Annotated in this window: 23 protein-coding genes; 13 read left to right on the top strand and 10 right to left on the bottom strand. The window is 70.4% G+C overall.

What is annotated here, in order from left to right:
• The first annotated feature begins 36 nt into the window (after window positions 1-36).
• The 7 genes from thrC (at window position 37) to ACIGJI_RS06790 (ending at window position 9,327) form a co-directional block, all read left to right on the top strand.
• Window positions 37-1,440: a threonine synthase gene (gene thrC / locus ACIGJI_RS06820; RefSeq protein WP_363445377.1), complete on the top strand. Its 1,404-nt coding sequence runs from the start codon at window positions 37-39 to the stop codon at window positions 1,438-1,440.
• A gap of 208 nt (window positions 1,441-1,648) precedes the next feature.
• A complete protein-coding gene (locus ACIGJI_RS06815) occupies window positions 1,649-2,989 on the top strand; it encodes a cytosine permease (protein WP_259953473.1) in 1,341 nt (446 codons plus the stop codon).
• Window positions 2,990-3,027: 38 nt separating this feature from the next.
• Complete coding sequence (locus tag ACIGJI_RS06810; RefSeq protein ID WP_268777259.1) at window positions 3,028-4,575, top strand: hydantoinase/oxoprolinase family protein; 1,548 nt, start codon at window positions 3,028-3,030, stop codon at window positions 4,573-4,575.
• Window position 4,576: 1 nt separating this feature from the next.
• The gene (locus tag ACIGJI_RS06805; protein WP_363445380.1) at window positions 4,577-5,677 is read left to right on the top strand and encodes a DUF917 domain-containing protein; all 1,101 of its coding nucleotides are present in this window, start codon (window positions 4,577-4,579) and stop codon (window positions 5,675-5,677) included.
• A complete protein-coding gene (locus tag ACIGJI_RS06800) occupies window positions 5,674-6,777 on the top strand; it encodes a DUF917 domain-containing protein (RefSeq protein WP_363445382.1) in 1,104 nt (367 codons plus the stop codon). The genes ACIGJI_RS06805 and ACIGJI_RS06800 overlap by 4 nt, the downstream gene beginning before the upstream one ends.
• A gap of 10 nt (window positions 6,778-6,787) precedes the next feature.
• Window positions 6,788-7,816, top strand: a complete 1,029-nt coding sequence (locus ACIGJI_RS06795; RefSeq protein WP_363445384.1) for a DUF917 family protein — start codon at window positions 6,788-6,790, stop codon at window positions 7,814-7,816.
• Window positions 7,813-9,327 (top strand): helix-turn-helix domain-containing protein, encoded by a 1,515-nt coding sequence (locus ACIGJI_RS06790; protein ID WP_268777255.1) that lies wholly within the window; start codon window positions 7,813-7,815, stop codon window positions 9,325-9,327. Before ACIGJI_RS06795 ends, ACIGJI_RS06790 begins: the two co-directional genes overlap by 4 nt.
• Window positions 9,328-9,336: 9 nt before the next feature.
• Here ACIGJI_RS06790 and ACIGJI_RS06785 read toward each other — a convergent pair whose 3' ends face one another.
• The 6 genes from ACIGJI_RS06785 to ACIGJI_RS06760 all read right to left on the bottom strand — a co-directional run bounded on the left by ACIGJI_RS06785 (window position 9,337) and on the right by ACIGJI_RS06760 (window position 13,631).
• Window positions 9,337-9,747 (bottom strand): VOC family protein, encoded by a 411-nt coding sequence (locus ACIGJI_RS06785; protein ID WP_187663287.1) that lies wholly within the window; start codon window positions 9,745-9,747, stop codon window positions 9,337-9,339.
• Between the two features lie 48 nt (window positions 9,748-9,795).
• On the bottom strand, window positions 9,796-10,554 hold the full coding sequence (locus ACIGJI_RS06780; protein WP_315637229.1) for an NAD(P)H-binding protein: 759 nt from the start codon (window positions 10,552-10,554) through the stop codon (window positions 9,796-9,798).
• A 10-nt stretch (window positions 10,555-10,564) separates the two neighbouring features.
• Window positions 10,565-10,840: a hypothetical protein gene (locus ACIGJI_RS06775; RefSeq protein ID WP_363445386.1), complete on the bottom strand. Its 276-nt coding sequence runs from the start codon at window positions 10,838-10,840 to the stop codon at window positions 10,565-10,567.
• Between the two features lie 144 nt (window positions 10,841-10,984).
• Window positions 10,985-12,154 carry an RtcB family protein gene (locus tag ACIGJI_RS06770; protein WP_363445388.1) on the bottom strand — a complete coding sequence of 390 codons (1,170 nt, stop codon included), beginning with the start codon at window positions 12,152-12,154 and terminating at the stop codon, window positions 10,985-10,987.
• Window positions 12,155-12,430: 276 nt separating this feature from the next.
• Window positions 12,431-12,832, bottom strand: coding sequence for a VOC family protein (locus ACIGJI_RS06765; protein WP_363445390.1), 402 nt, complete (start codon window positions 12,830-12,832; stop codon window positions 12,431-12,433).
• Window positions 12,833-12,863: 31 nt separating this feature from the next.
• A complete protein-coding gene (locus ACIGJI_RS06760) occupies window positions 12,864-13,631 on the bottom strand; it encodes a siderophore-interacting protein (RefSeq protein WP_363445392.1) in 768 nt (255 codons plus the stop codon).
• A gap of 100 nt (window positions 13,632-13,731) precedes the next feature.
• Here ACIGJI_RS06760 and ACIGJI_RS06755 point away from each other — a divergent pair, with 100 nt between their 5' ends.
• Genes ACIGJI_RS06755 through ACIGJI_RS06740 form a run of 4 tightly spaced genes read left to right on the top strand, consistent with a single transcriptional unit; the run spans window position 13,732 to window position 17,551 of the window.
• Window positions 13,732-14,727, top strand: a complete 996-nt coding sequence (locus ACIGJI_RS06755) for an ABC transporter substrate-binding protein (protein WP_363445394.1) — start codon at window positions 13,732-13,734, stop codon at window positions 14,725-14,727.
• A gap of 49 nt (window positions 14,728-14,776) precedes the next feature.
• Entirely contained in the window at window positions 14,777-15,763 is a 987-nt protein-coding gene (locus ACIGJI_RS06750; protein ID WP_187663294.1) for an ABC transporter permease, read from the top strand.
• A 7-nt stretch (window positions 15,764-15,770) separates the two neighbouring features.
• On the top strand, window positions 15,771-16,799 hold the full coding sequence (locus tag ACIGJI_RS06745; RefSeq protein WP_363445948.1) for an iron chelate uptake ABC transporter family permease subunit: 1,029 nt from the start codon (window positions 15,771-15,773) through the stop codon (window positions 16,797-16,799).
• Window positions 16,796-17,551 (top strand): ATP-binding cassette domain-containing protein, encoded by a 756-nt coding sequence (locus tag ACIGJI_RS06740; RefSeq protein WP_363445396.1) that lies wholly within the window; start codon window positions 16,796-16,798, stop codon window positions 17,549-17,551. Before ACIGJI_RS06745 ends, ACIGJI_RS06740 begins: the two co-directional genes overlap by 4 nt.
• Here the strand turns inward: ACIGJI_RS06740 and ACIGJI_RS06735 are convergent.
• From ACIGJI_RS06735 to ACIGJI_RS06720, 4 genes are read right to left on the bottom strand one after another with little or no spacing between them, the layout of a single operon-like run.
• Window positions 17,545-18,216: a uridine kinase gene (locus ACIGJI_RS06735; protein WP_363445398.1), complete on the bottom strand. Its 672-nt coding sequence runs from the start codon at window positions 18,214-18,216 to the stop codon at window positions 17,545-17,547. The two genes, ACIGJI_RS06740 and ACIGJI_RS06735, sit on opposite strands and share 7 nt — an antisense overlap.
• Window positions 18,217-18,220: 4 nt before the next feature.
• Window positions 18,221-18,418, bottom strand: coding sequence for a hypothetical protein (locus tag ACIGJI_RS06730; RefSeq protein ID WP_025104487.1), 198 nt, complete (start codon window positions 18,416-18,418; stop codon window positions 18,221-18,223).
• Between the two features lie 38 nt (window positions 18,419-18,456).
• Window positions 18,457-19,416, bottom strand: coding sequence for a DNA-3-methyladenine glycosylase 2 family protein (locus ACIGJI_RS06725; protein ID WP_363445400.1), 960 nt, complete (start codon window positions 19,414-19,416; stop codon window positions 18,457-18,459).
• Between the two features lie 55 nt (window positions 19,417-19,471).
• On the bottom strand, window positions 19,472-20,185 hold the full coding sequence (locus ACIGJI_RS06720) for a winged helix-turn-helix domain-containing protein (RefSeq protein WP_363445402.1): 714 nt from the start codon (window positions 20,183-20,185) through the stop codon (window positions 19,472-19,474).
• A 330-nt stretch (window positions 20,186-20,515) separates the two neighbouring features.
• Between ACIGJI_RS06720 and ACIGJI_RS06715 the strand changes: the two genes are divergently transcribed.
• Together ACIGJI_RS06715 and ACIGJI_RS06710 are read left to right on the top strand one after the other, a co-directional pair.
• Window positions 20,516-20,824 carry a GNAT family N-acetyltransferase gene (locus ACIGJI_RS06715; protein ID WP_363445404.1) on the top strand — a complete coding sequence of 103 codons (309 nt, stop codon included), beginning with the start codon at window positions 20,516-20,518 and terminating at the stop codon, window positions 20,822-20,824.
• 52 nt (window positions 20,825-20,876) lie between these two features.
• Entirely contained in the window at window positions 20,877-21,359 is a 483-nt protein-coding gene (locus ACIGJI_RS06710) for a DIP1984 family protein (RefSeq protein ID WP_187663300.1), read from the top strand.
• The last annotated feature ends 194 nt before the right edge of the window (window positions 21,360-21,553 follow it).

Below are 21,553 nucleotides of genomic sequence, written 5' to 3'. Positions count from 1 at the left end.
GAATGGAGGCGCCGAGTCCCGAGCCGAGGAGCACACGTGCCGTTCATCTCCACCCGCGGCGGCATGCAGCCGCAGTCGTTCAGCGAGACGCTGCTGGAGGGCCTGGCGCCCGACGGCGGTCTGGCCGTTCCCGATGTCATGCCGGAGGTCGACGGCGAGACGCTCGAGCGCTGGCGGGCGCTGACCTATCCGCAGCTCGCGACCGAGGTCCTCGGCCTCTTCGCGACCGACATCCCGCGAGAGGACCTCGCGCGGATGACGGCGGCGGCGTACGCGGACTTCCCGGACGGCGTGGTCCCGCTTCGTCGCGTGGACGACGACCTCACGCTGGTCGGCCTCTCCGAAGGCCCGACGCTGGCGTTCAAGGACATGGCCATGCAGTTCCTCGGGCAGGTGCTGGAGTACACGCTCGAGCGCCAGGGCGCGGTCCTCAACATCCTCGGCGCGACCTCGGGCGACACCGGCTCGGCTGCGGAGCACGCGCTGCGCGGCAAGGAGCGCGTCGCGGTGTTCATGCTCTCGCCGCAGGGCCGGATGAGCGCGTTCCAGCGGGCGCAGATGTTCTCGCTCGACGACGCGAACGTGCACAACATCGCGGTGGAGGGCGTCTTCGACGACTGCCAGAACCTCGTGAAGAAGCTCGCCGGCGACCTCGACTTCAAGCGCGCCCAGCACCTGGGGGCCGTGAACTCGATCAACCTCGCCCGCATCACCGCGCAGACCGTCTACTACTTCTGGGCATGGCTGCGCGCGACCGACGCCGGCGGCTGGACCGAGGTGTCGTTCACCGTCCCCTCGGGGAACTTCGGCAACATCCTCTCCGGGTTCTTCGCGAAGCAGATGGGACTGCCGATCCGGCGGCTCGTCCTGGCCGCGAACGAGAACAACGTGCTCGACGAGTTCTTCCGCACGGGGGTGTACCGCCCGCGTAGTGCCGCGCAGACCCTGGCGACCTCGAGCCCGTCGATGGACATCTCGAAGGCGTCGAACCTCGAGCGGTTCATCTTCGAGCTCGTGGACCGCGACCCCGCGCGCGTCGTCGGCGCCTGGGACGACCTGGAGGCGCAGGGCTTCTTCGACTTCTCGGCCGAGCAGGCGCGCTTCACCGAGGCGTTCGGCATCGTGAGCGGCACCTCGACGCACGAGGACCGGCTCGCGACGATCCGGGACGTCTACGAGACCTCCGGCGAGGTGATCGACCCGCACACCGCCGACGGGGTGAAGGTCGCGCGGGAGTACGTGGAGCCCGGAGTGCCGATGCTCGTGCTGGAGACGGCCAAGCCCGAGAAGTTCGCCGAGACCATCCACGAGGCCATCGGGGTCGAGCTGGCGTACGCCCCCGAGCTCCGCGCCATGCTCGACGCCCCTCAGCACGTGACCGAGATGCCCGACGACGAGGACTCTCTCCGCGCCTTCATCGAGGCGAACGCCCTGCACTGATCCGCGAGACCCTGCTTTCGCGCCGAAACCCCCTGTCCCCGACGCCGGAGACAGGGGGTTTCGACGTGAAGCCGGGGTCTCGGCGAGAGGAGCGGGGGTGGGCAGTATGCACAGGAGGAAGGGAGATCAGGGCGGAGTGCACATGTCGGGAAGGTGGCGGCGTGAGTACCGTGGCGGACAACCCGTTCCCTCCTCCCGAAGGACTCCCATGGCACGCACGGCGCACGCAGACGACTTCGCGCTCTCCCGAGTGACTCCCGAGGCCCGCAAACCCTGGTTCGGAATCGCCGTTCAGCGATTCGGGCAGGTCTCGGCCCTCTCGCAGTTCCTCCTCGGCGCGACCCTCGGTTACAGCATGACCTTCGGCGAGGCCGTCCTCGCCTTCCTCTTCGGCTCACTCATCCTCGAAGTGATCATGTGCGTCGTCGGCTTCATCGGCCAGCGCGAGGGTTTGAACACGGCGCTCCTCGCCCGCTGGACCGGCTTCGGCGAGATCGGGGCCTCGCTCGTCGGCCTCGCGATCGGCATCAGCCTCATCGGCTGGTTCGGCATCCAGTCCGCGATCTCCGCGCAGTCGCTCGACGCGCTGATGCCCGGCGCGCTGCCCGTCTGGGCCTGGAGCCTCATCTTCGGCCTCGCCGTCACCGCGATCGTCGCCTTCGGCTTCGTCGGCATGCAGTGGCTCGCCAACATCACGGTGCCGCTGTTCCTCATCCTCGTGGGCTGGTCCGTCATCTCCGAGCTCACGCGGCACGACATCGGCGAGCTGCTCACCGGCCCGGCCCCCGGACCGACCATGAGCGTCTGGGCGGGAACGGGCATCGTGGCCGGCGGGCTCATCGTCGGCGCCATCATCACCGGCGACATGACCCGGTTCAACCGCTCGCGGGCCGACGTCGTCAAGCAGACGGTGCTCGGCGTCTCCCTCGGCGAGTTCGTGATCGGGCTCGCGGGCGTGCTCCTCGCCCACGCGGCGGCGACCGGTGACATCGTCGCGATCGTGACCTCGTCTGTCGGCTTCATCGGTCTGTTCATCGTCCTCACCGGCACGCTGAAGATCAACGACTGGAACCTGTACTCCTCCACGCTCGGCCTGGTGAACTTCATCTCCACCGCCTTCGGGAAGAACCTGCACCGTGTCACCACCACGATCGTCCTCGGAGTGGTCGGCTCGGTGCTGGCCGCCGTCGGCATCCTCGGTCAGTTCACCGAGTTCCTCGTCGTGCTCAGCGTCGCGTTCCCGCCGATCGCCGGGATCATGGTCGCCGAGTACTACGTGGTGCGCCGCTGGCGTCCCGAGCTCGACGCGACCCGTGCCGCGGGGACCCTGCCCGCCACCGCCCCGAGGATCGTCCCGGCCACGATCGTCGTCTGGCTGGTCTCCTCGCTGGTCGGCTACTTCGTGACCTGGGGCATCCCGTCGCTGCTCAGCCTCTTCCTGTCGATGGTGCTCTACATCGTCGCCGGCAAGCTCGGCTGGGTGCGCGGCGTCGGCGTCGCGACCACCCGGCAGGCGAGCCCCGTCGACAGCACCCCCGCCGCGGTCTGACGCGCCGGAAAAGAACCACCTCCACGAAAGCGAGCACCATGCACATCGGCATCGACGTCGGCGGCACCAACACCGACGCCGTCCTCATGGACGGCACCCGCACCCTGGCCGGGGTGAAGCACTCCACGACCCCGGACGTGACGAGCGGGATCGTCCAGGCCATCGAAGACCTCCGTGCGGGGCACTCCTTCGAGGGGGCCGACATCGACGCGGTGATGATCGGCACGACGCACTTCATCAATGCGCTCGTGCAGGCGAGCCGACTCGCTCCGGTGGCGGCGCTCCGGCTCGGCCTGCCCGCGACGCGCGCACTGCCCCCGTTGATCGACTGGCCGGAGGTGCTCGTCGCCGCCACCCGGGCGCGCAGCTACCTGGCGCACGGCGGCTACGAGTTCGACGGCCGTCCGATCTCGCCGCTCGACCCCGATGAGATCCGCGCGCACGCCGAGGACATGAAGGCGCACGGCATCCGGTCTGTCGCCATCTCGTCGGTGTTCAGCCCGGTCAACCACGACCTCGAAGTGCAGGCGGCCGAGATCGTCGCCTCGGTGCTGGGGGAGGACGCCGCCATCTCGTTGTCGCACGAGATCGGCCGCATCGGACTGCTGGAGCGCGAGAACGCGACGATCATCAACGCCGCCCTCCGGGAGCTCGCGTCGGAGATCGTCGACGGGCTCACCTCGGCGGTCCGCGCGCAGGGCATCGAGGCGCCGATCTTCCTCAGCCAGAACGACGGCACGCTGATGGACGAGGACTACGTGCGCCGGTACCCGGTCGCCACGTTCGCGTCCGGACCGACGAACTCGATGCGTGGAGCCGCGGCCACGAGCGGACTCGTCGACTGCGCCGTCATCGACGTGGGCGGCACCACCGCCGACATCGGCCTGCTCATCAACGGCTTCCCGCGGGAGACGGCGAACGAGGTGAAGGTCGCCGGCATCCGCACGAACTTCCGGATGCCGGACGTGCTCTCCCTCGGCATCGGTGGCGGCAGCATCGTCGACGAGGAGACCGCCGAAGTCGGCCCGGCCTCGGTCGGCTACACGCTGACGACGGAGGCGCTGGTCTTCGGCGGCTCGACCCTCACGGCCACCGACATCGCGGTCGCCGCCGGTCGCGCGCAGGTGGGAGACCCCGCCAAGGTCGCGCACCTGGACCCCGCTTTCGTGGAGCGGGTGCTCGCCCGGATCGCGGAGCGGGTGGCGGAGGCGGTGGACCGCATGCGCACGTCGCCCGAACCCATCGCGGTCGTGGCGGTCGGTGGCGGGTCCATCCTGCTGCCCGACGAGCTGCCCCTGTTCGGCACCGTGCATCGGCCGGAGAACTATGCGGTCGCCAACGCCATCGGCGCCTCGATCGCGCAGGTCGGTGGCGAGATCGACAAGGTCTACGCGATCGAGCCCGGCCGTCGCGATGAGACCATCGCCGAGGTGCGCGCGGAGGCCGTCGACAAGGCCATCGCGGCCGGTGCCAAGCCCGCGACCGTGACGATCATCGACTTCGACGAGGTTCCCATCCCGTATCTTCCCGGCAACGCCACGCGCATCCGCGTGAAGGCGGTCGGCGACCTCGACATGGGGGCCTGACATGAGCACCACGATCACCGCGGCCGTCATCGACGGCCTCGCCCGCGGCGCGGCCGTGCTCGGCACCGGCGGGGGTGGCGACCCGTACATCGGCGCCCTCCTCGCCCGCCAGGCCCTCGCCTCCGGAGACGTCACGGTCGTGGCGCTCGACGAGGTGCCGGACGACGCCCTGGTGCTGTTCGTCGCGATGATGGGCGCGCCCACCGTCATGGTCGAGAAGCTGCCGAGCCTCGCGGAGGTCATCGAGCCGGTCAAGGCGCTCGGCATCCACCTCGGCCGCCCGGTCACGCACATCGCCTGTGCCGAGGTGGGCGGGGTGAACTCGACGATCCCGATCGCCGCCGCCGCCGCGCTCGGGCTTCCGCTCGTCGATGCGGACGGCATGGGGCGCGCGTTCCCCGAACTGCAGATGGTGCTCCCGACGCTCTACAGCGTGACGGCCTCGCCGCTCGCCTTCAGCGACGAGAAGGGGAACACGGGCGTGCTGCAGACCGCCGACAACTCCTGGACCGAGCGCATCGCCCGTGTCGCGTGCGTCGAGATGGGCTGCTCCGTCATGATCTCCGGCTTCTCGATGTCGGGTGCCGCCGCACGTCGGTCGCTGGTGGCGGGATCGCTGTCCCGGTGCATCGACATCGGTCAGCGGATCGCGGAGGCCCGCGAGGCGAAGACCGACCCGGTCGCCGCTGTCGTGGAGCTCCTCGGCGGTCGCGAGCTGTTCGGCGGCAAGGTGGCCGACGTGAACCGGGCCACGACCACCGGCTTCGCGCGCGGCAGGGCACGGATCGATGGAGACGGCGGCACCTCGCTGACGCTGCAGTTCCAGAACGAGCACCTCGTCGCCGAAGCGGACGGACGGGTGCTGGCGACCACTCCGGACCTCATCATGGTCCTCGACGGCGAGTCGGGGGAGCCCGTCACGACCGAGGGGCTGCGCTACGGACAGCGCGTCCGCGTGATCGCCGCTCCGGCCGACGAGCGCTGGCACTCGGATGCGGCTCTCGCGATGGTCGGCCCGGGATATTTCGGCTACGACATCCCGGCGTATCGCTTCGACGGCACGGTCTCCGCCGGAGACGCCGCGGCAGGGGCCGCCGCATGAGCTGGGAGCTGACGGCGGCGGACCTGCCCGACCTCGCCCGCGGTGCGACGCTGCTCGGCACCGGCGGCGGGGGCGACCCCTACATCGGCAAGATGCTGGTGGAGCGGGTGCTCGGCGACGGGACCATCACGATCCTCGATCCGGACGACCTCGCCGATGACCTCTTCGTGATCCCGACCGCGCAGATGGGGGCGCCGACCGTGATGGTCGAGAAGATCCCCGCCGGCACCGAGCCCACCCTCGCGCTGCGCACCCTGGAGGACCACCTCGGACGTCGGGCCGATGCGACCATGCCCATCGAATGCGGCGGGATCAACTCGATGATCCCGCTCATCGTCGCCGCGGAGACCGGACTGCCGGTCGTCGACGCGGACGGCATGGGACGCGCCTTCCCCGAGCTGTCCATGGAGACCTTCGCGGTGTACGGCGTCCACGGCTCGCCGCTCGCCCTCGCCGGAGAGCGCGGCGAGCGCGTCGTCATCGACACCGGGGAGGACGACCGCCAGATGGAGTGGCTCGCCCGGGGCATCACTATCCGGCTGGGTGGCGTCGGTCACATCGCCGAGTACGCCATGAGCGGCGCCGACGTGCGACGCACAGCGGTGCCGCGGACCATCTCGATGGCCCTCGCGCTGGGTCGGGCGATCCGCCTCGCCCGGGAGGAGCACCGCTCGCCGTTCGAGGCCATCGCCGCGACGCTGTCGACGACGCTCTACCCGCATATGCGCGAGCTCTGCGTCGGGAAGGTGATGGACGTCGAACGACGGACCACCGAGGGTTTCGCGAAGGGGCGGGCGGTCATCGCTCCGCTCGGTGCCGTGGAGGACGACACGTTCGAGATCGCGTTCCAGAACGAGAACCTCACCGCGCGGCGGGCTGGACGGCTCGTCGCGATCGTCCCCGACCTCATCTGCGTCGTCGACCACGAGACGGCCGAGCCCATCACCACGGAGGGCCTCCGGTACGGTCAGCGCGTCCGGGTGCTCGGCATCTCGACGCCGGCGATGATGCGCACCCCCGAGGCGCTGGCCGCCTTCGGGCCGTCGGCCTTCGGCCTGACCGAGGAGTTCGCTCCCGTCGAGGGGATGGCCGCGTCCTAGGCTGGATCCCATGAGGCTGGAGCGGGACGACCTGGAGGCGCTCGCCCGCGGGTATGCCCTGCTCGGCTCCGGCGGCGGCGGTTCCACGACGATGCTCGAACTCATCCTCGACACCACCGCGGGATGGCCCCTCGAGGTCTCGCCCGTGGATGCGCTCGATCCCGGCACGCCCTGTCTCGGCGTGGCCTTCGTCGGGTCGACGATGCTGCTCGGCGAGCGGATGCCCGGCGACGCGCCCTTCGCCCCTCTGCTGCGGGCGGTGGAGCGGTGGCTCGGGCACCCCGTCCCGGCCGTGTGCTCCCTCGAGGGCGGCGGCATGAACGGCCTCGCGCCGCTCACCCTGGCCGGATCGCACACCGTGGTGGACGCCGACTGCACGGGGCGTGCGGTGCCGGGACTCGATCAGATGTCCCTGTTCGTCGACCGCGTGCCGGGACTGGTCTTCGCGTGCGAGACCGGCGCCGACGGGGTGGCGCTGGTGGAGGCGACGAGGGCCATCGATGCGGAGCGTGTCGTCCGTTCGGCCATCATCCAGGCCGGGGGTGTCGGCTGCGCCGTGCTCGCCGGCTTCACCGTCGGCGACCTGCGGGATCACGCCATCGCCGACCACCTCGCCCGCGCGCTCGCCCTCGGTCGCAGCTTCCTGGCGCACCGGTCGGCGCCGCTGCCGGTCCTGGCCGACGTGCTCGGCGGGACGCTGCTCGCCGAGGGTCGCATCGTGGCCGGTGCGTCCTCCGGCACCGATCCGCACGTGAATGCGGTCGAGATCGCCGGACTCGGCGGAGCGGTGCACCGGATCGTCACCCGTTCCGAGACGCTGGCGGTGCTCACCGACGGCCTGCTCGTCGCCGCGGCCCCCGAGATCATCGTGCTCCTGGATGCCGTGTCCCGGGAGATCCTCGAGGTCACCGAACTCGCCCCCGGGCGCACGGTGGCGGCCGTCGCCCTTCCCGCGCCGGAGTGGTGGAACGCCCGCCCTGAGCGGCGGGCCCGGGTCGTGCCTTCCGCCTACGGGCTCGTCGATCTGGACGCCGCGTGAACGGCGCGCTCGCCCTGGGGGCCCTTCTGGCGCAGGAGGAGAACGGCGTCCTGCGCCATGTCGCCGGCCCGCGCGACGTCGGGTGGGACGCGGTCGTGGTGGAGGCTGCGGAGTCCGACCTGCCGGACGAAGGGACCGCCCGGCTCGCCATCCTCACGGCGGGGGCACCGCTCGCCACCTGGCAGCAGGACGCGATGCTGCGCCGGGTCCGTGACCGCGGGTTCACCGGACTCGCGCTCCCCGGCGCCGCCGGTGTCGATCCCGGGGCGCTCCGCCTCGCGGACCGGATCGGTCTCGCTCTGCTCGACGTCGAGAGGCCGGTCCAGCTCGCCCGCGCCTGCTGGATGCTCATCGAGGCGAGAGACGCCCTCACGCTCACACGGGTGCGGAAGGTCGCGCAGTCCTTCGAATACGCGGCCGACGACCTCGGCGACCTGCTCGGACACCTCGCGGCGAACCTCGGTCTCGGCGTCGCCCTCGTCGACGCCGCGGGAGTGCTGCGTCAGGCCGGAGGACATCTGGGTGCCGACCTGCACGCGGCGATCCGCTTCGACTCGTGGAGCGATGGCGCGAGGGCGGGGGAGGGCGCGGCCGCATCGGTGCGCGTGGACAGCCCCGGCCGGTCCGGTCTGCGCCTGGTCCTGTTCGGCGACGGCTTCGGAGAGGCACAGCTGCAGTCGCTCCTGGTGGCCGCGGAGGTCGCCATGCCCGCGGTGGCCGCCCGCATCCTCATCGACGAGATCGCGGCCGTCAACGACGTCGCCGCGTCGTCCGGGCTGCTGCGGGACTTCGTCGAGCTCCGCGGAGCCGCCGATGCCGATGTCGAACGGCGCATGGCGGAGCGAGGGTGGCGCACCGGTGGGCATCACCTCGGGTTCCGCATGGTGGCGCGCAGCCGGGTGGAGCCGCTCGCGCTCCTTCGTGCGATCAGGCCTGGGCTCAGCGCGATCGACGCCGAGGCGCACGCGACCACCGCCGGTCGAGGCCTCAGCGGTTGGCTCTCCTTCGCCGAAGCCCCCGGTCCCGACCGCATCGAGCGGGCCGTGGCGGCGCTGCGCGACCTCCACCTCGCGGCCCTGCGCGACTTCGCGGTGGCGACCGGGGTGGGCTCGGCGCAGACCGGGCCGGAAGGACTGGCGGCGACCCTCGACGAGGCCGGCGACGCCGCACGGATCGCCGCGGCCCGGTCGGCGACCGGATGGTTCGTCCGCGTCGACAGCCTCGGGCTCGAACAGCTCCTGCTCGCCTGGACCGGGAACGACACCTTCGTCCCGGCCGCGCAGTCGCTGCTGGCACCCCTGGGGGAGGGGAACGGCGAGTTGCTCACGACGCTGTCGGCGTACCTCGACCATGAGTCAGGCATCGCGGCCACGGCGGCCGCTCTCGGGCTGCATCGCAACACGGTCGCCGTGCGGATCCGGCGGGTGCAGGAGCTCCTCGGGATCGACATGAGCGACCCCGAGGCGCGGCTGGCGTTGCACCTCGCGTGTCGCGCCGTGCTGCCGCGCTGAGCCCGGCGGTCACTCCGGGTCGCCGTGCAGCATCCAGGCGATCCCGAAGCGGTCGACGAGCATGCCGAACGTCCCACCCCACGGCGGCACGTCGAGCGGCATCGTGATCGTGGCCCCCTCGGAGAGCCGGTCCCACACCTGTCGGGTGACCTCCTGTGTATTGCCGCTCAGCGAGACGGAGATGCCCTGCGGTCTCTCGTAGGTCATGCCCTCCGGAGTATCCGAGGCCATGAGCACGAGACCGTCGGGGGTCGTGAGCTGCGCGTGCATCACGAGATCCTTCTGGCTCGGATCCTGCACCATGTCGGGGAAGTCGCCGAAGACCGTGATGTCGAGGTCTCCGCCGAGGACTCCCCGGTAGAACTCCATGGCCTCGCGGGCCTCGGTGCGGAAGGACAGGTAGGGATTGAGGTTCGCCATGCGTGCTGCTCCTGGTCGCTCGACTGCTGGAAAGACCCCCGCCCCTCCTCAGTCTGCGCGCGCCGGCACCGCTTCGGCAAGCCATTCCGCGAACGTCTGCGTCCCGCGAATCGCGTCTGGTCCCGGCAGCGCCTTCCCCGCGCGCATCCCCGCCATCTGCGGACCGGGTACGTTCAGCGCCGGGATCCAGCCGCGGTACCCGATGCGTCGCGCGTACGCCCGCACCATGTCGGCGAGCTGCTCTTCGCGAGGGCCGGCGAGGTCGGGCACTCGGCCCCGCGCGTCCCCGGTCGCGAGCGCGACGAGCCGTTCCGCGACCTCGCGGGCCGCCACCGGCTGCGTGCGCGCACGCGGGGCGAGATGCAGCGGACCCGCCTTCGCGCGCGCGAACATCTGCGCGGCGAACTCGTGGAACTGCGTGGCTCGGAGGATCGTCGAGGGGACGGCGGACGCGGAGACCAGCTTCTCCTGGGCCACCTTGCCCGCGTAGTAGTCGTAGGGGATCCGGTCGATGCCGACGATGGAGAGCAGGACGACGTGTCCCACGCCGGCGTCCGCGGCGGCGGCGAGGAGGTTCCCGGTGGCGGCCGTGAAGAACTCGATCGCCGTGCTCGCCTTCAGCGTCTCGACGCTCACGACGTCGATCACGGCGTCGGCTCCGGTCAGCGCCGCCTCCAGCCCGCGCCCGCTGACCAGGTCGACGCCGTGCGAACGACTGAGCACGACGGCCTCATGACCCGCGCTCCGGACGGCCTCCACCGTGGGCGTGCCGACGACGCCGGTTCCTCCTGCGACGACGATCCTCATGCGTCGATCCTCACTCCCGATCCAGTCCGAAGGTGCGCTTCACGAGCGCCTGCACATCACGATCGAGTCCGTCGATACGGGCGTTGACGCCGTCGATGCGGGTGCCGACCGCGTCGAACCGGGTGTTGACCGCGTCGAAGCGCGCGGTCATCTCGTTGCGCAGGCCGCCGATCTCGCTGCGCAGGACGCGGATGAACAGCGTCGAGACGACCGTGAGCATGCCCATCATCAGCGCCGTGAACGCGCCGATCATGCTCCAGACCTGTGCACCGTCCATGGTTTCCATCCCCTCATCGTGGCACCGGATCCTTCAGCCTGCCAGCATCCTGGCGGACGCCACGCTCGGCGACCCGCGCTGTGTGGAGACACCGGGAATCGCGCGGATTGGGGAGGAAGGGCCGAGCGAGGATCCCTCTCACCCGGCCCTCGGTCAGTCGCCCTTCACGTTGACGAGCTGCCGCAGCGTGTGCCGGATCCGCACCAGGCTCGCCGCATCCGCCATCACGCGATCGATGGGCTTGTATGCCTGCGGGATCTCGTCGATGAAGGCGTCGGTGTCGCGGAACTCGATGCCGGCCATCGCCTCGCGCAGCTGCGCATGCGTGAACGTCTTCCGGGCCGCGGACCGCGAGTACTCGCGCCCGGCGCCGTGCGGTGACGAGTTCAGCGACAGCGGGTCGCCGAGCCCCTCCACCACGTAGGACGCCGTGCCCATCGACCCGGGGATGAGTCCGGGCCGACCCGCATCCGCCTGGATCGCGCCCTTCCGGGACACCCAGACGCGCTTCCCGAAGTGCATCTCCGACTCCGTGAAGTTGTGGTGGCAGTTGATCCGCTCCTCCTCCTCGACCGGGGCGCCGAGGAACTCGGAGAGCTGCCGGATGACGCGGTCCATCATCTCCTCGCGGTTCAGCAGCGCGAAGTGCTGCGCCCACCTGAGCTCCCGGATGTAGCGGGTGAACTCCGGCGTGCCCTCGACGAGGTAGGCCAGGTCGGGGTCGGGGAGGTCGATCCACCATTGCTTCGCCAGACGCTGTGCGACGGCGATGTGGTGCCCGGCGATCCTGTTGCCCACGCCGCGGGAACCGGAATGCAGGAACAGCCAGACCCGGTCGAGTTCATCCGCCGACACCTCGATGAAGTGGTTTCCCGACCCGAGGGTGCCGAGCTGGAGCCGCCAGTTCTTCGCGTAGCCCTCGGGGTCGAACTCGGCCGCGGTGGCCCGCTCCTCCAGCTCGACCACGCGAGGAGCGGCCGTCCCCACGACCTTGTTGTTGTAGCGCCCGGCGGACAGCGGGACCGCGCGCTCGATCTGCTCCCGGAGCGCGGCGAGGTCGCGCCCGTCGAGGTCGTCCTTCGTGAACGGCGTGCGGACGGCGATCATGCCGCAGCCGATGTCGACGCCGACGGCGGCGGGGATGATCGCGCCGAGCGTCGGGATGACCGACCCGACGGTCGCCCCCTTGCCGAGGTGCGCATCCGGCATCAGCGCCAGGTGCGGGTGGATGAACGGCATGCGTGAGGTGGTGCGCGCCTGATCGAGGGTCTTCTCATCGATCAGGGACGCCCACGACAGCAGCCGTGCGGAGAGCCTCTCCATGATTCCTTTCCTTGTGGTGATGTCCAGCCCACAGGTCAGGGGAGTCTTCCGACGGAAAACGCCCCGGACCTGACGGTGCGGGGCGTTGCGAGAGCGGATGCTGTCACACGGCGCGCGCCGGAGGGTACGACTCGTCGCGGTCATTGCGCTTCTGGGGAAGCGGCAATGCCGTGATCGGGTGGAGATTCCGCGGGGCGGTCATCCGTCGTCTCCTCGGCTGGTGTGCGGCGCCGGTCGGCACAGCCTTGCCACCCTAGGCGGCGACACGCCCGGGCGTCAAGCGTCCCTCGGCGGGTTGTACATGAACTCGAGCCGGATGCCGTCGGCGTCCTCGACGAAGGAGGCGTAGTACCGGTCGCTGTACCGCGGATATTCCTTCGGGTCCCGCACGGCGGTCCAGCCGGATTCGAGCGCGAGATCGTGGAGCCTGTCGACCTCGGCGCGCGACGGCACCGCGAAAGCCATGTGCTGCCAGCCCACGCGGCCGTGCCGGTGGGGCGTGGAGTCGTCGTCCCAGGTGTAGAGGATGATCTCGGTCTCGTCGCCGGTGTGCCAGGAGATCGAGTGATCGTCCTCGCCGCCGAGTTCGTAGCCGAGCGCGGTGAGCACGGGATGGAACTGCGCCCGTCCGCGTTCGAGGTCGGCGACGGTGATGCCCAGGTGATCGAGGAGAGCCATGCGCCCAGTCTGTCAGCGCATCGACCCGGTGTCAGTGGGGAGCGTGGTATTCGGCCTCGCCGCGCTTCCAGTAGCCCTTCACGACGGCGTTCGCGTTGTCCACGCCCCAGCGTGCCAGCAGGGCCCGACCGGGCTTCACGATGGACTGCTCGGCGGCGATGAAGACGAACGGGTCGGGTCCGACGACCTCGTCCTCGGTGAGCGCGTCGAGGAAGGAGGTCAGCGCAGAGCCGGCGGGAGCGGCGCCGCGGTGCAGCCACTCGACAGCCACCGGAGCTTCGAGAGCGACCTCGCCGGCTGCCGACGTGGTCTCGATGACGATGCGTGCCGGCGTGCCCTCGGGGACGAGGGCGGCGAAACGGCGGATCGCGGGGATGGCCGTCTCGTCACCGACGAGGAGCCACGATCCCGGCTCTCCGGTGAGGACGGCGGCGCCGCGCGGCCCGCCGACGCCGATGGTCGACCCCAGCGGGGCGTTCGCGGCCCACGGTGCGGCCACGCCCTGATCGCCGTGCACGGCGAACTCGACATCGAGCCAGTCGTCACCCCACGCGAGGGGCGTGTACTCGCGGCTCGGGGCGGCGCGCAACTCCTCCACCGAGCCCACGGGGCCGCTCGGGAAGAAGAGCCGCATGTGGTCGTCTGAGCCCGGGGAGTCGAAGCCGGCGAGGTCGGGGCCGGACAGCCGGACGCGCACGAAATCCGGAGCGAGCCATTCGCGGGCGCTCAGCGTGACGTTGCGGAAGCGCAGCTCGAGGCCGCGACGCTCGATCGAGAAACCGGATTTCGTATCGCTCATAAAGTAAGGCTAACCTAAAAACAGACGCGGTCGGCTCGCCCGCCCGTCGGACCGGCGCCCCACGAGGGTGCACACATCCCCGCAGAACAGGAGTCTCTCCATGTCCGTGCCCAGAACCCTCACCGCCACGAGCGTCGCTCTCGTCGGCCTGCTCGCCCTCTCCGGCTGCGCGTCCGGCGGCGAAGCCGAACCCGAAGCGACGACCGCGGGATCGGGGACCGTGACCATCGAGGACAACACAGGCACGCATGAGATCACCACGCCGCCGACCTCGGTCGTCGCTTTGGACAACCGGACCTTCCAGACCCTGTCCGACTGGGGTGTCGAGCTCTCCGCCGGTGCGGTCTCCCTGATGCCGGAGACCGTCTCGTACGCGAAGGACGAGGACATCGTCGACATCGGCCTGCACACCGAGCCCGACCTCGAGGCCATCGTCGCCGCCGACCCCGACCTCATCATCAGCGGTCAGCGCTTCACTCAGCACAACGAGGCCATCGCGGAGCTGGTCCCGGACGCGACGATCATCGACCTGGAGCCCCGAGACGGCGAGCCCTTCGATGAGGAGCTCAAGCGGCAGACGACCGTCCTGGGTGAGATCTTCGGCACGCAGGACGAGGCCCGGAAGCTCGTCGAGGAGTTCGACGCCGCGGTGGACCGCGCGAAGGCGGCCTACGACGACGCCGACACCGTCATGGCCGTGAACACCTCGGGTGGCCAGATCGGCTACCTCGCTCCGACGGTCGGCCGCTCGCTCGGCCCGATCTACGACATGCTCGGCCTCACTCCGGCGCTGCAGGTCGACGATGCGAGCGACGACCACCAGGGCGACGAGATCTCGGTCGAGGCCATCGCCGCCTCGAACCCCGACTGGATCCTGGTGCTCGACCGCGACGCCGTGTTCGCCGCGGAGACGCCGGACTACGTGCAGGCGGCGGAGATCATCGAGAACTCCGAAGCGCTCGCCGGCGTCACCGCGGTGAAGGACGATCAGATCGTCTACATGCCCATGGACACCTACCTCAACGAGAGCATCCAGACGTACACGACGTTCCTCAACGACCTCGCCGACGCGCTCGAGAAGAGCGCCGACAAGTAAGGGCTGGGCGGCGGCGTCCCGACCGGGGCGCCGCCGCCGGCATCCCCCCATGACCTCTCCTCTCCTCACCTCGACACCGCGATCGTCCGCACGGCTTTTCGATCCGAAGCTGCTCATCGGCGTCCTCGTCGTGGCGGTGCTCCTGGCGATCTCGCTCTTCACGGGCGTGTACGACATCGCCGGCGCGGACGACGGCGCGCAGATGTTCCAGATCACCCGCGTCCCCCGGACGATCGCGCTCGTGCTCGCGGGCGCGGCGATGGCGATGGCCGGTCTCGTGATGCAGCTGCTCACGCAGAACCGCTTCGTCGAGCCGACCACCACCGGGACCACGGAGTGGGCGGGACTCGGGCTCCTCACCGTGATGGTGCTCGTGCCGCAGCCCTCCCTTCCGCTGCGCATGGCCGGGGCCGTGCTCGCCGCGTTCGTCGGCACGATGGTGTTCTTCGCGTTCCTCCGCCGGGTGGCGTTGAAGTCGTCGCTCATCGTGCCCATCGTCGGCATCATGCTGGGCGCCGTGGTCGGCGCGATCACGACCTACTTCGCCCTCGTCACGAACTCCCTGCAGATCATCGGTGTCTGGTTCGCGGGCAGCTTCACCTCGGTCATGCGCGGACAGTACGAGATGCTGTGGATCGTCGCCATCATCGGCGTCATCGTCTTCCTCGTGGCCGACCGACTGACCATCGCCGGGCTGGGGGAGGAGATCGCCACCAACGTCGGGGTGAACTACAACCGGATGATCCTGCTCGGCACCGCGCTGATCGCGGTGACGACCGGTGTGGTCACCGTCGTCGTCGGCAACCTTCCCTTCCTGGGGCTGATCGTTCCGAACATCGTCTCGATGGTCCGTGGCGACGACCTGCGCAGCAACCTGCCGTGGGTGTGCCTGCTCGGCATCGCGATCGTCACCGTCTGCGACATCATCGGCCGGACGATCATCATGCCGTTCGAGGTGCCGGTGTCGCTGATCCTCGGTGTCGTCGGCGCCGTCGTGTTCGTGCTCCTCCTCCTGCGGCAGCGTCGTCGTGGCTGAGGCGACGATGACGGCGACGACGGCCCCGCGGACGACGCGCTCGGCCGGGGCGTTCACGACCGTGCGGGCGCGTCGCCGCTATATCGTCGTGCTCGTGGTGCTCGGCGTGCTCGCCCTCGGTTCCGCGTTCGGTCTCCTCGCCTGGGACAACCCGCTGCCCGTCGGCACGCCCGGGTTCTGGCGCATCGCCCAGCACCGCGCGACCGCCGTGGTCGTGATGGCGCTCGTCGCCGTCGCTCAGGCCGTCGCCACGGTCAGCTTCCAGACGGTCACGAACAACCGGATCATCACTCCCTCGATCATGGGCTTCGAGTCGCTGTACCGTGTCGTCCAGACCACGACCGTGTACCTCTTCGGCGTCGCCGGGCTGGTGGCGATCCAGGGCGTCGGCCAGTTCGCCCTCCAGGTGCTCATCATGGTCGCGCTCGCCGTCCTCCTCTACGGGTGGCTCCTGTCCGGGCGCTACGGCAACCTCCAGATCATGCTGCTCGTGGGCATCGTGATCGGGGGCGGCCTCGGGGCGATCGCCACGTTCATGCAGCGGCTGCTCACCCCCAGCGAGTTCGATGTGCTCGCCGCCCGGCTGTTCGGCAACGTCTCCAACGCCGATCCCTCGTATCTCCCGCTCGCGATCCCGCTCGTGATCGCGGCCTCGACCCTCCTGTGGCTGCGGTCCCGGCGTCTGAACGTGCTCGCGCTCGGCCCCGATGCCGCACGATCGCTCGGCCTCGACCACCGGCGGGAGCAGTTCCTCGTCCTGACCCTCGTCGCCGTGCTGATGGCCACCTCCACAGCCCTCGTGGGTCCGATGACCTTCCTCGGCTTCCTCGTGGCGACGCTCGCGTACCAGTTCGCCGACACGCACGACCATCGGCTGATCTTCCCGGTCGCCGTCCTCACCGCGTTCTCGATCCTGGCGGGGGCGTACTTCGTCATGAAGAACGTCTTCTACGCGCAGGGCATGGTCTCGATCCTCATCGAGATCGTGGGCGGCGCCGTGTTCCTCATCGTCATCCTCCGAAAGGGCAGACTGTGATCGCACTCGACGGCGTCCGCCGTGACTACAGCAGCGAGGTCGCGATCGGCCCCGTCGACCTCCGCATCCCCACCGGCGGGATCACCGCCCTCATCGGGCCGAACGGTGCGGGCAAGTCGACGCTCCTGACCATGATCGGGCGGCTGAACGGGATGGACGCCGGGGCCATCGAGATCGCGGGCCTCGACGTCGCCTCCACGAAGTCGAAGGACCTGGCCAAGGTGGTCTCGATCCTCCGCCAGGAGAACCACTTCGTGACCAGGCTCACCGTGCGGCAGCTCGTGGGTTTCGGCCGCTTCCCGCACTCCCAGGGCCGGTTGACGAGAGCCGACGAGGAGGTCATCAGCCGGGCGATCGACTTCCTCGATCTGGGGGCGCTCGAGGGGCGCTACCTCGACGAGCTCTCCGGCGGGCAGCGGCAGCGGGCTTACGTGGCCATGGTGCTCGCGCAGGACACGGAGTTCGTGCTGCTCGACGAGCCCCTCAACAACCTCGACATGCGGCACGCCGTGCAGATGATGAAGCACCTGCGGCGGGCGGCCGAGGAGCTCGGGCGGACGATCGTCATCGTGCTGCACGACATCAACTTCGCCGGACACTACGCCGACCACATCTGCGCCATGAAGGACGGTCTGGTGGTGGAGTTCGGCTCGCCGGCGGAGATCATGACGGACGACGTGCTGAGCCGCGTGTTCGACACCCCCGTGCAGGTCGTGGACGGACCCTCCGGCCCCCTCGCCGTCTACTACTGACGCGAGCCGACGATCCGAGGGGCCCGGAGGTCGTCGTTCTCCACGATCACCGCGGCGTGCTGCTCCGGGTCGTCCTCTCGCAGGTACATCCGCTGACCCTCGACATAGCGTCGGTTGCTCGCCGCCTCCGGGGCCGGATCCGAGCCGTCGCGTCGTGCCATGCGCGCGGCGGAGACGGCGAAGTCCACACGGAGGAAGACCGAGAAGTCCCACACCGCACGGAGCTCCCGCCGATGCAGGAAGATCCCGTCGACGACGATCACCGACGGCGCGGCGAGATGGCGTACCGGCCCATCGAGCAGTTCGTCGCTGTCGAGGTCATGTGACGCCGTGAGATACGGTCCATGGCCGGCCCGGAGCGGGGCGATCACATGGCGATCGAAGGCCGCGTAGTCGTAGGAGTCGAGGAAGAAGCCCTCCAGGGAATGCCGGCCCCGCCGATAGCGCTCCGTTCTGCGCCGGTGGAACCCGTCGATGGAGATCCGCACCGTGGGGTGCCGCGGCGCGAGGAGTTCGGCGATCTCGTCGGCGAACACCGTCTTCCCCGAGCCGTCCACGCCGTCGATGCCGACGAACACGTTGCGCCGGAGATCCTCCGGCCGCGGAATCACCGACACCACGGCCGTGAGCACGGCGCGACGGCCGGCGCTGGACTGCCGCTCCATGGCGTCAGAGCTCGACGCCGTGGTCCTCGTCGTTCACGCCCGCGTTGTGACCGCGGCGGGACTCGTAGCCGAGGAACCAGCCGAACCACACGATCGCGGCGAGCAGCACGCCCAGCCACACGTTCTGGAAGATGAGGCCGAGGACGACACCGGCGATCAGCAGGCCGACCGTGACGAAGATGCGCAGGGCGGTACGGGACATGCGCTCAGCATACGTCGGTCGCTCCGGGAACGGGCCGGTCAGCGTCGGCGGTGGTCTTCCGGGGCGAGCCGGGGTCCGCGCCGCGCCTCGGCGACGCCGCTCGCGAAGATGAGTCGGATGACGCGCTGCCGGTGACCGGCCCAGGGAGCGAGCAGTTCGACCATGCCGGCGTCATCCGTGCGGTGCCCCGTCAGGGCATGTCCGACCTCGTGCGCCAGATGGTAGTCGCCCACGCTGACGGCATCGGGGTCGCCCAGCGCACGGATGCGCGTCTCCGCAGCGGTCCAGACGCCGACTCCGGGCAGGCTCGTGAGGACGCGGTCACGGTCAGGGCCGGTCGTGGCCGCTCGGACGGCATCGGCGATGCGGTCGCCGCGCTCCGCCGCCCGCGCGATGGTCTTCGACTGCGGCGGCTCCACTCCGGCGCGGTGCCACGCCCAGGAGGGGATGCGTCGCCACTGCGCCGCCGTGGGAGCGACGGCCATCGGTCGCGGCGTCGGCCCCGGCGCCGGGTCGCCGAAGCGCGACACGAGGTATCGCCAGGCGCCGAAGGCCTGCATGGAGGTGACCTTCTGCTCCAGGATGCCGCAGGCGAGGGCATCGAAGACCTCATCCGTGCGCGCGAGCCGGATGCCGGGGTGTCGCCGGGCCGCCTCGGCGATGAGGGGGTGCAGGGAGGGATCGAAGCCGGTCGGGTCGTCGCCGGCACCGCACAGTGCCGGCACGAGGGCGAGTGCGTGCTCGGCGCCCGGACCCCAGGCGGTCGCCGTGACCTCGTTCCCCGACATCCGCAGGGCCAACGTCGACGGACCCTGTGGCGTGCGGACCGCGCGCCAGATGACGGGGCCGTCGAAGACCGTCGTCGGATCGGTGCCGCCGCGGCGCAGCATGCCGACGGTTCGCCGGAGATCGAGCGGGTGCGGCGGGCGGTACGTCGTCTGCCGCGGAGCATCCGCGCGGACGGCGCCCGCCGTCGCGGGGGCGGCGGCGAGGGTCATGCGCCCACCCTACGCGCGGCTCCTGACACCGGCCTCCGGGCTGAGCAGGAGCGGGTCAGAAGCGGTCGGGCGACGGGGTTCCGTGGCCGTAACGGATGACGACGTCGGCGTGACGGTCGAAGCGGTAGCCGATGCCGCGCACGGTACGGACGATGTCCTCGTAGCGGCCGAGCTTCGCCCGCAGCCGGCGCACGTGCACGTCGATCGTGCGCTCGCCAGGGGTCTCGTCGTCCTGGGCCTGCCAGAGGGCGGCGACGAGCTCGCTGCGCTCGATCGTGCGGCCCTCGCGGAGGACGAGGTACTGCAGCAGCTCGAACTCCTTGTAGGTGAAGGCGGCGGACTCGCCGTCGATGAGCACGCGCTTGCGGGAGATGTCGACGGTGACGCCGGGCTCCTCGGGCGTGGTCTCCTCCTCGGCGGCGGCCTTGGTGCGGGCGATCGCGCCGGGCTCCTGCAGGGCGAGACGCACGACGTCGAGGTCGCGGCCGCCGGAGCCGTGCGGGGCGAGGGCGACGGTGGCGTGGGTCTCGGCGCCGGGCGCGAGCTCGGCCAGCGTGCGGCGGAGGGCGTCGACGAGCAGCGGAAGGCTCACACCGGCCTCGGCGGCCTTGATCTCGTCCAGGCCGACGTAGAGGGCGAAGCCGCGGGGCGAGCGGACGGCGGGGAGGTCGGCGCCGGTCGGGGCCAGCGGAGCCGACGACTCGGCGGGTCGGACGGTGCGGTTCGGGGCGGTGACGGCGGGACGCTCGAGAAGGGCGGAGTTCGACATGATGATGGGTCCTCAGGACGTGAGCCCGACGGGAGGGGGCTCGGATGCGTTGCACGAATGACCGGCGGAGCCGGGGAAGCGAGCACGGGTGTGTGCTCGGGACACTGCTCTCGCAGATGGCGAGGAGTCAGGTCAGACGAGGTGGCTGTTCGTTCAGCGACACATTCGGCAACACATGTCAACGCGACCGGGCATCATCATCCCGGCAGTCCCGTTCGCCTCCTGGGCGGACAAAGGGCGTGCGTTGATGGTCATGGGGGGATTATGTCCGATCGTGACGGGACATGTCAAAACGCCCGGGCGCGTCGCAAGAGGCGTAACGTGACACGGATGACGATCTCGCACACCGTCGGCGGCTTCATCCTGACCGACGAGAAGGACGCATCGCGGTACACCCTCACGCGCGACGGGAAGCTCGTCAGCGTGCTCGACTACCGGGACGACGGCCACACCGTCGCCCTCACCCAGGCCTACACGGTCCCGGCATTCCGCGGAAACGGATACGCCGGGAAGGTGGTCGAGGGTGCCGTGGCCGACATCGCGGAGCGCGGCGACCGCAAGGTGGACGCCGTCTGCTGGTACGTGGCGGAGTGGTTCACCGCCCACCCCGAGCAGTCCGGACTCCTCCGCTCACGCTGACGCTCCGGCTGTATGACGAACTGTTACGGCCGCCGCCTGCGAGGATGAGGGCATGAGACTCGCCGAAGCCCTGGCCGCCCGCGCCGACCTGCAGCGCCGCATCGAGCAGCTGCGGGCGCGCATCGTCGCGAACGCCCGGTACCAGGAGGGTGAGGAGCCTGCGGAGGACGCGGCGGCGTTGATCGAGGAGGCCGATGACGCACTGACTCGGCTGCAGAGCCTCATCCGCCGCATCAACGTCACGAACTCCCGCCTCGACCTCGGCGCGGACGGCACGATGACCGACGCGCTCGCCGCGCGGGACGTGCTGCGCCTGCGCCACTCGGTGCTCGCCGACGCGGCGGCCGCCGCGTCGGGGGCGAGCGAGCAGTACCTGCGTCAGATGCGCTCGGAGCTGAGGCAGGTGTCGGCGCTGCCGGTCGCCGCGCTCCGGGCCCGGGCGGACGCCGTCGCCCAGGAGCTCCGTGCGCTCGACAACCGGATCCAGCAGGCGAACTGGTCGCACGACCTCGAGGAGGAGAGCGGAAGTCGGTAGTCGCGACGGAGCGGGCACAACCCTCAGCCGGCGGGGCAAGCCGGCACCTGTGGGCGGAGGGCAGCCCTGATCTCGCATCGCGCAGCCCCGCACGTCGCACAGGTGAAGATGCACGGTGCATCTCGCATCACCACGTGCCGGTCGTCGCGACGAGGGTGGGTCAGGGGACCTTCCGCCTTTCCTCGGCCGTCGGG

The sequence above is a fragment of the Microbacterium sp. NPDC064978 genome, from assembly GCF_044543605.1.
In the GTDB taxonomy this organism is placed as follows: domain Bacteria; phylum Actinomycetota; class Actinomycetes; order Actinomycetales; family Microbacteriaceae; genus Microbacterium; species Microbacterium meiriae.
This window is presented reverse-complemented; position numbering and strand designations above follow the sequence as displayed.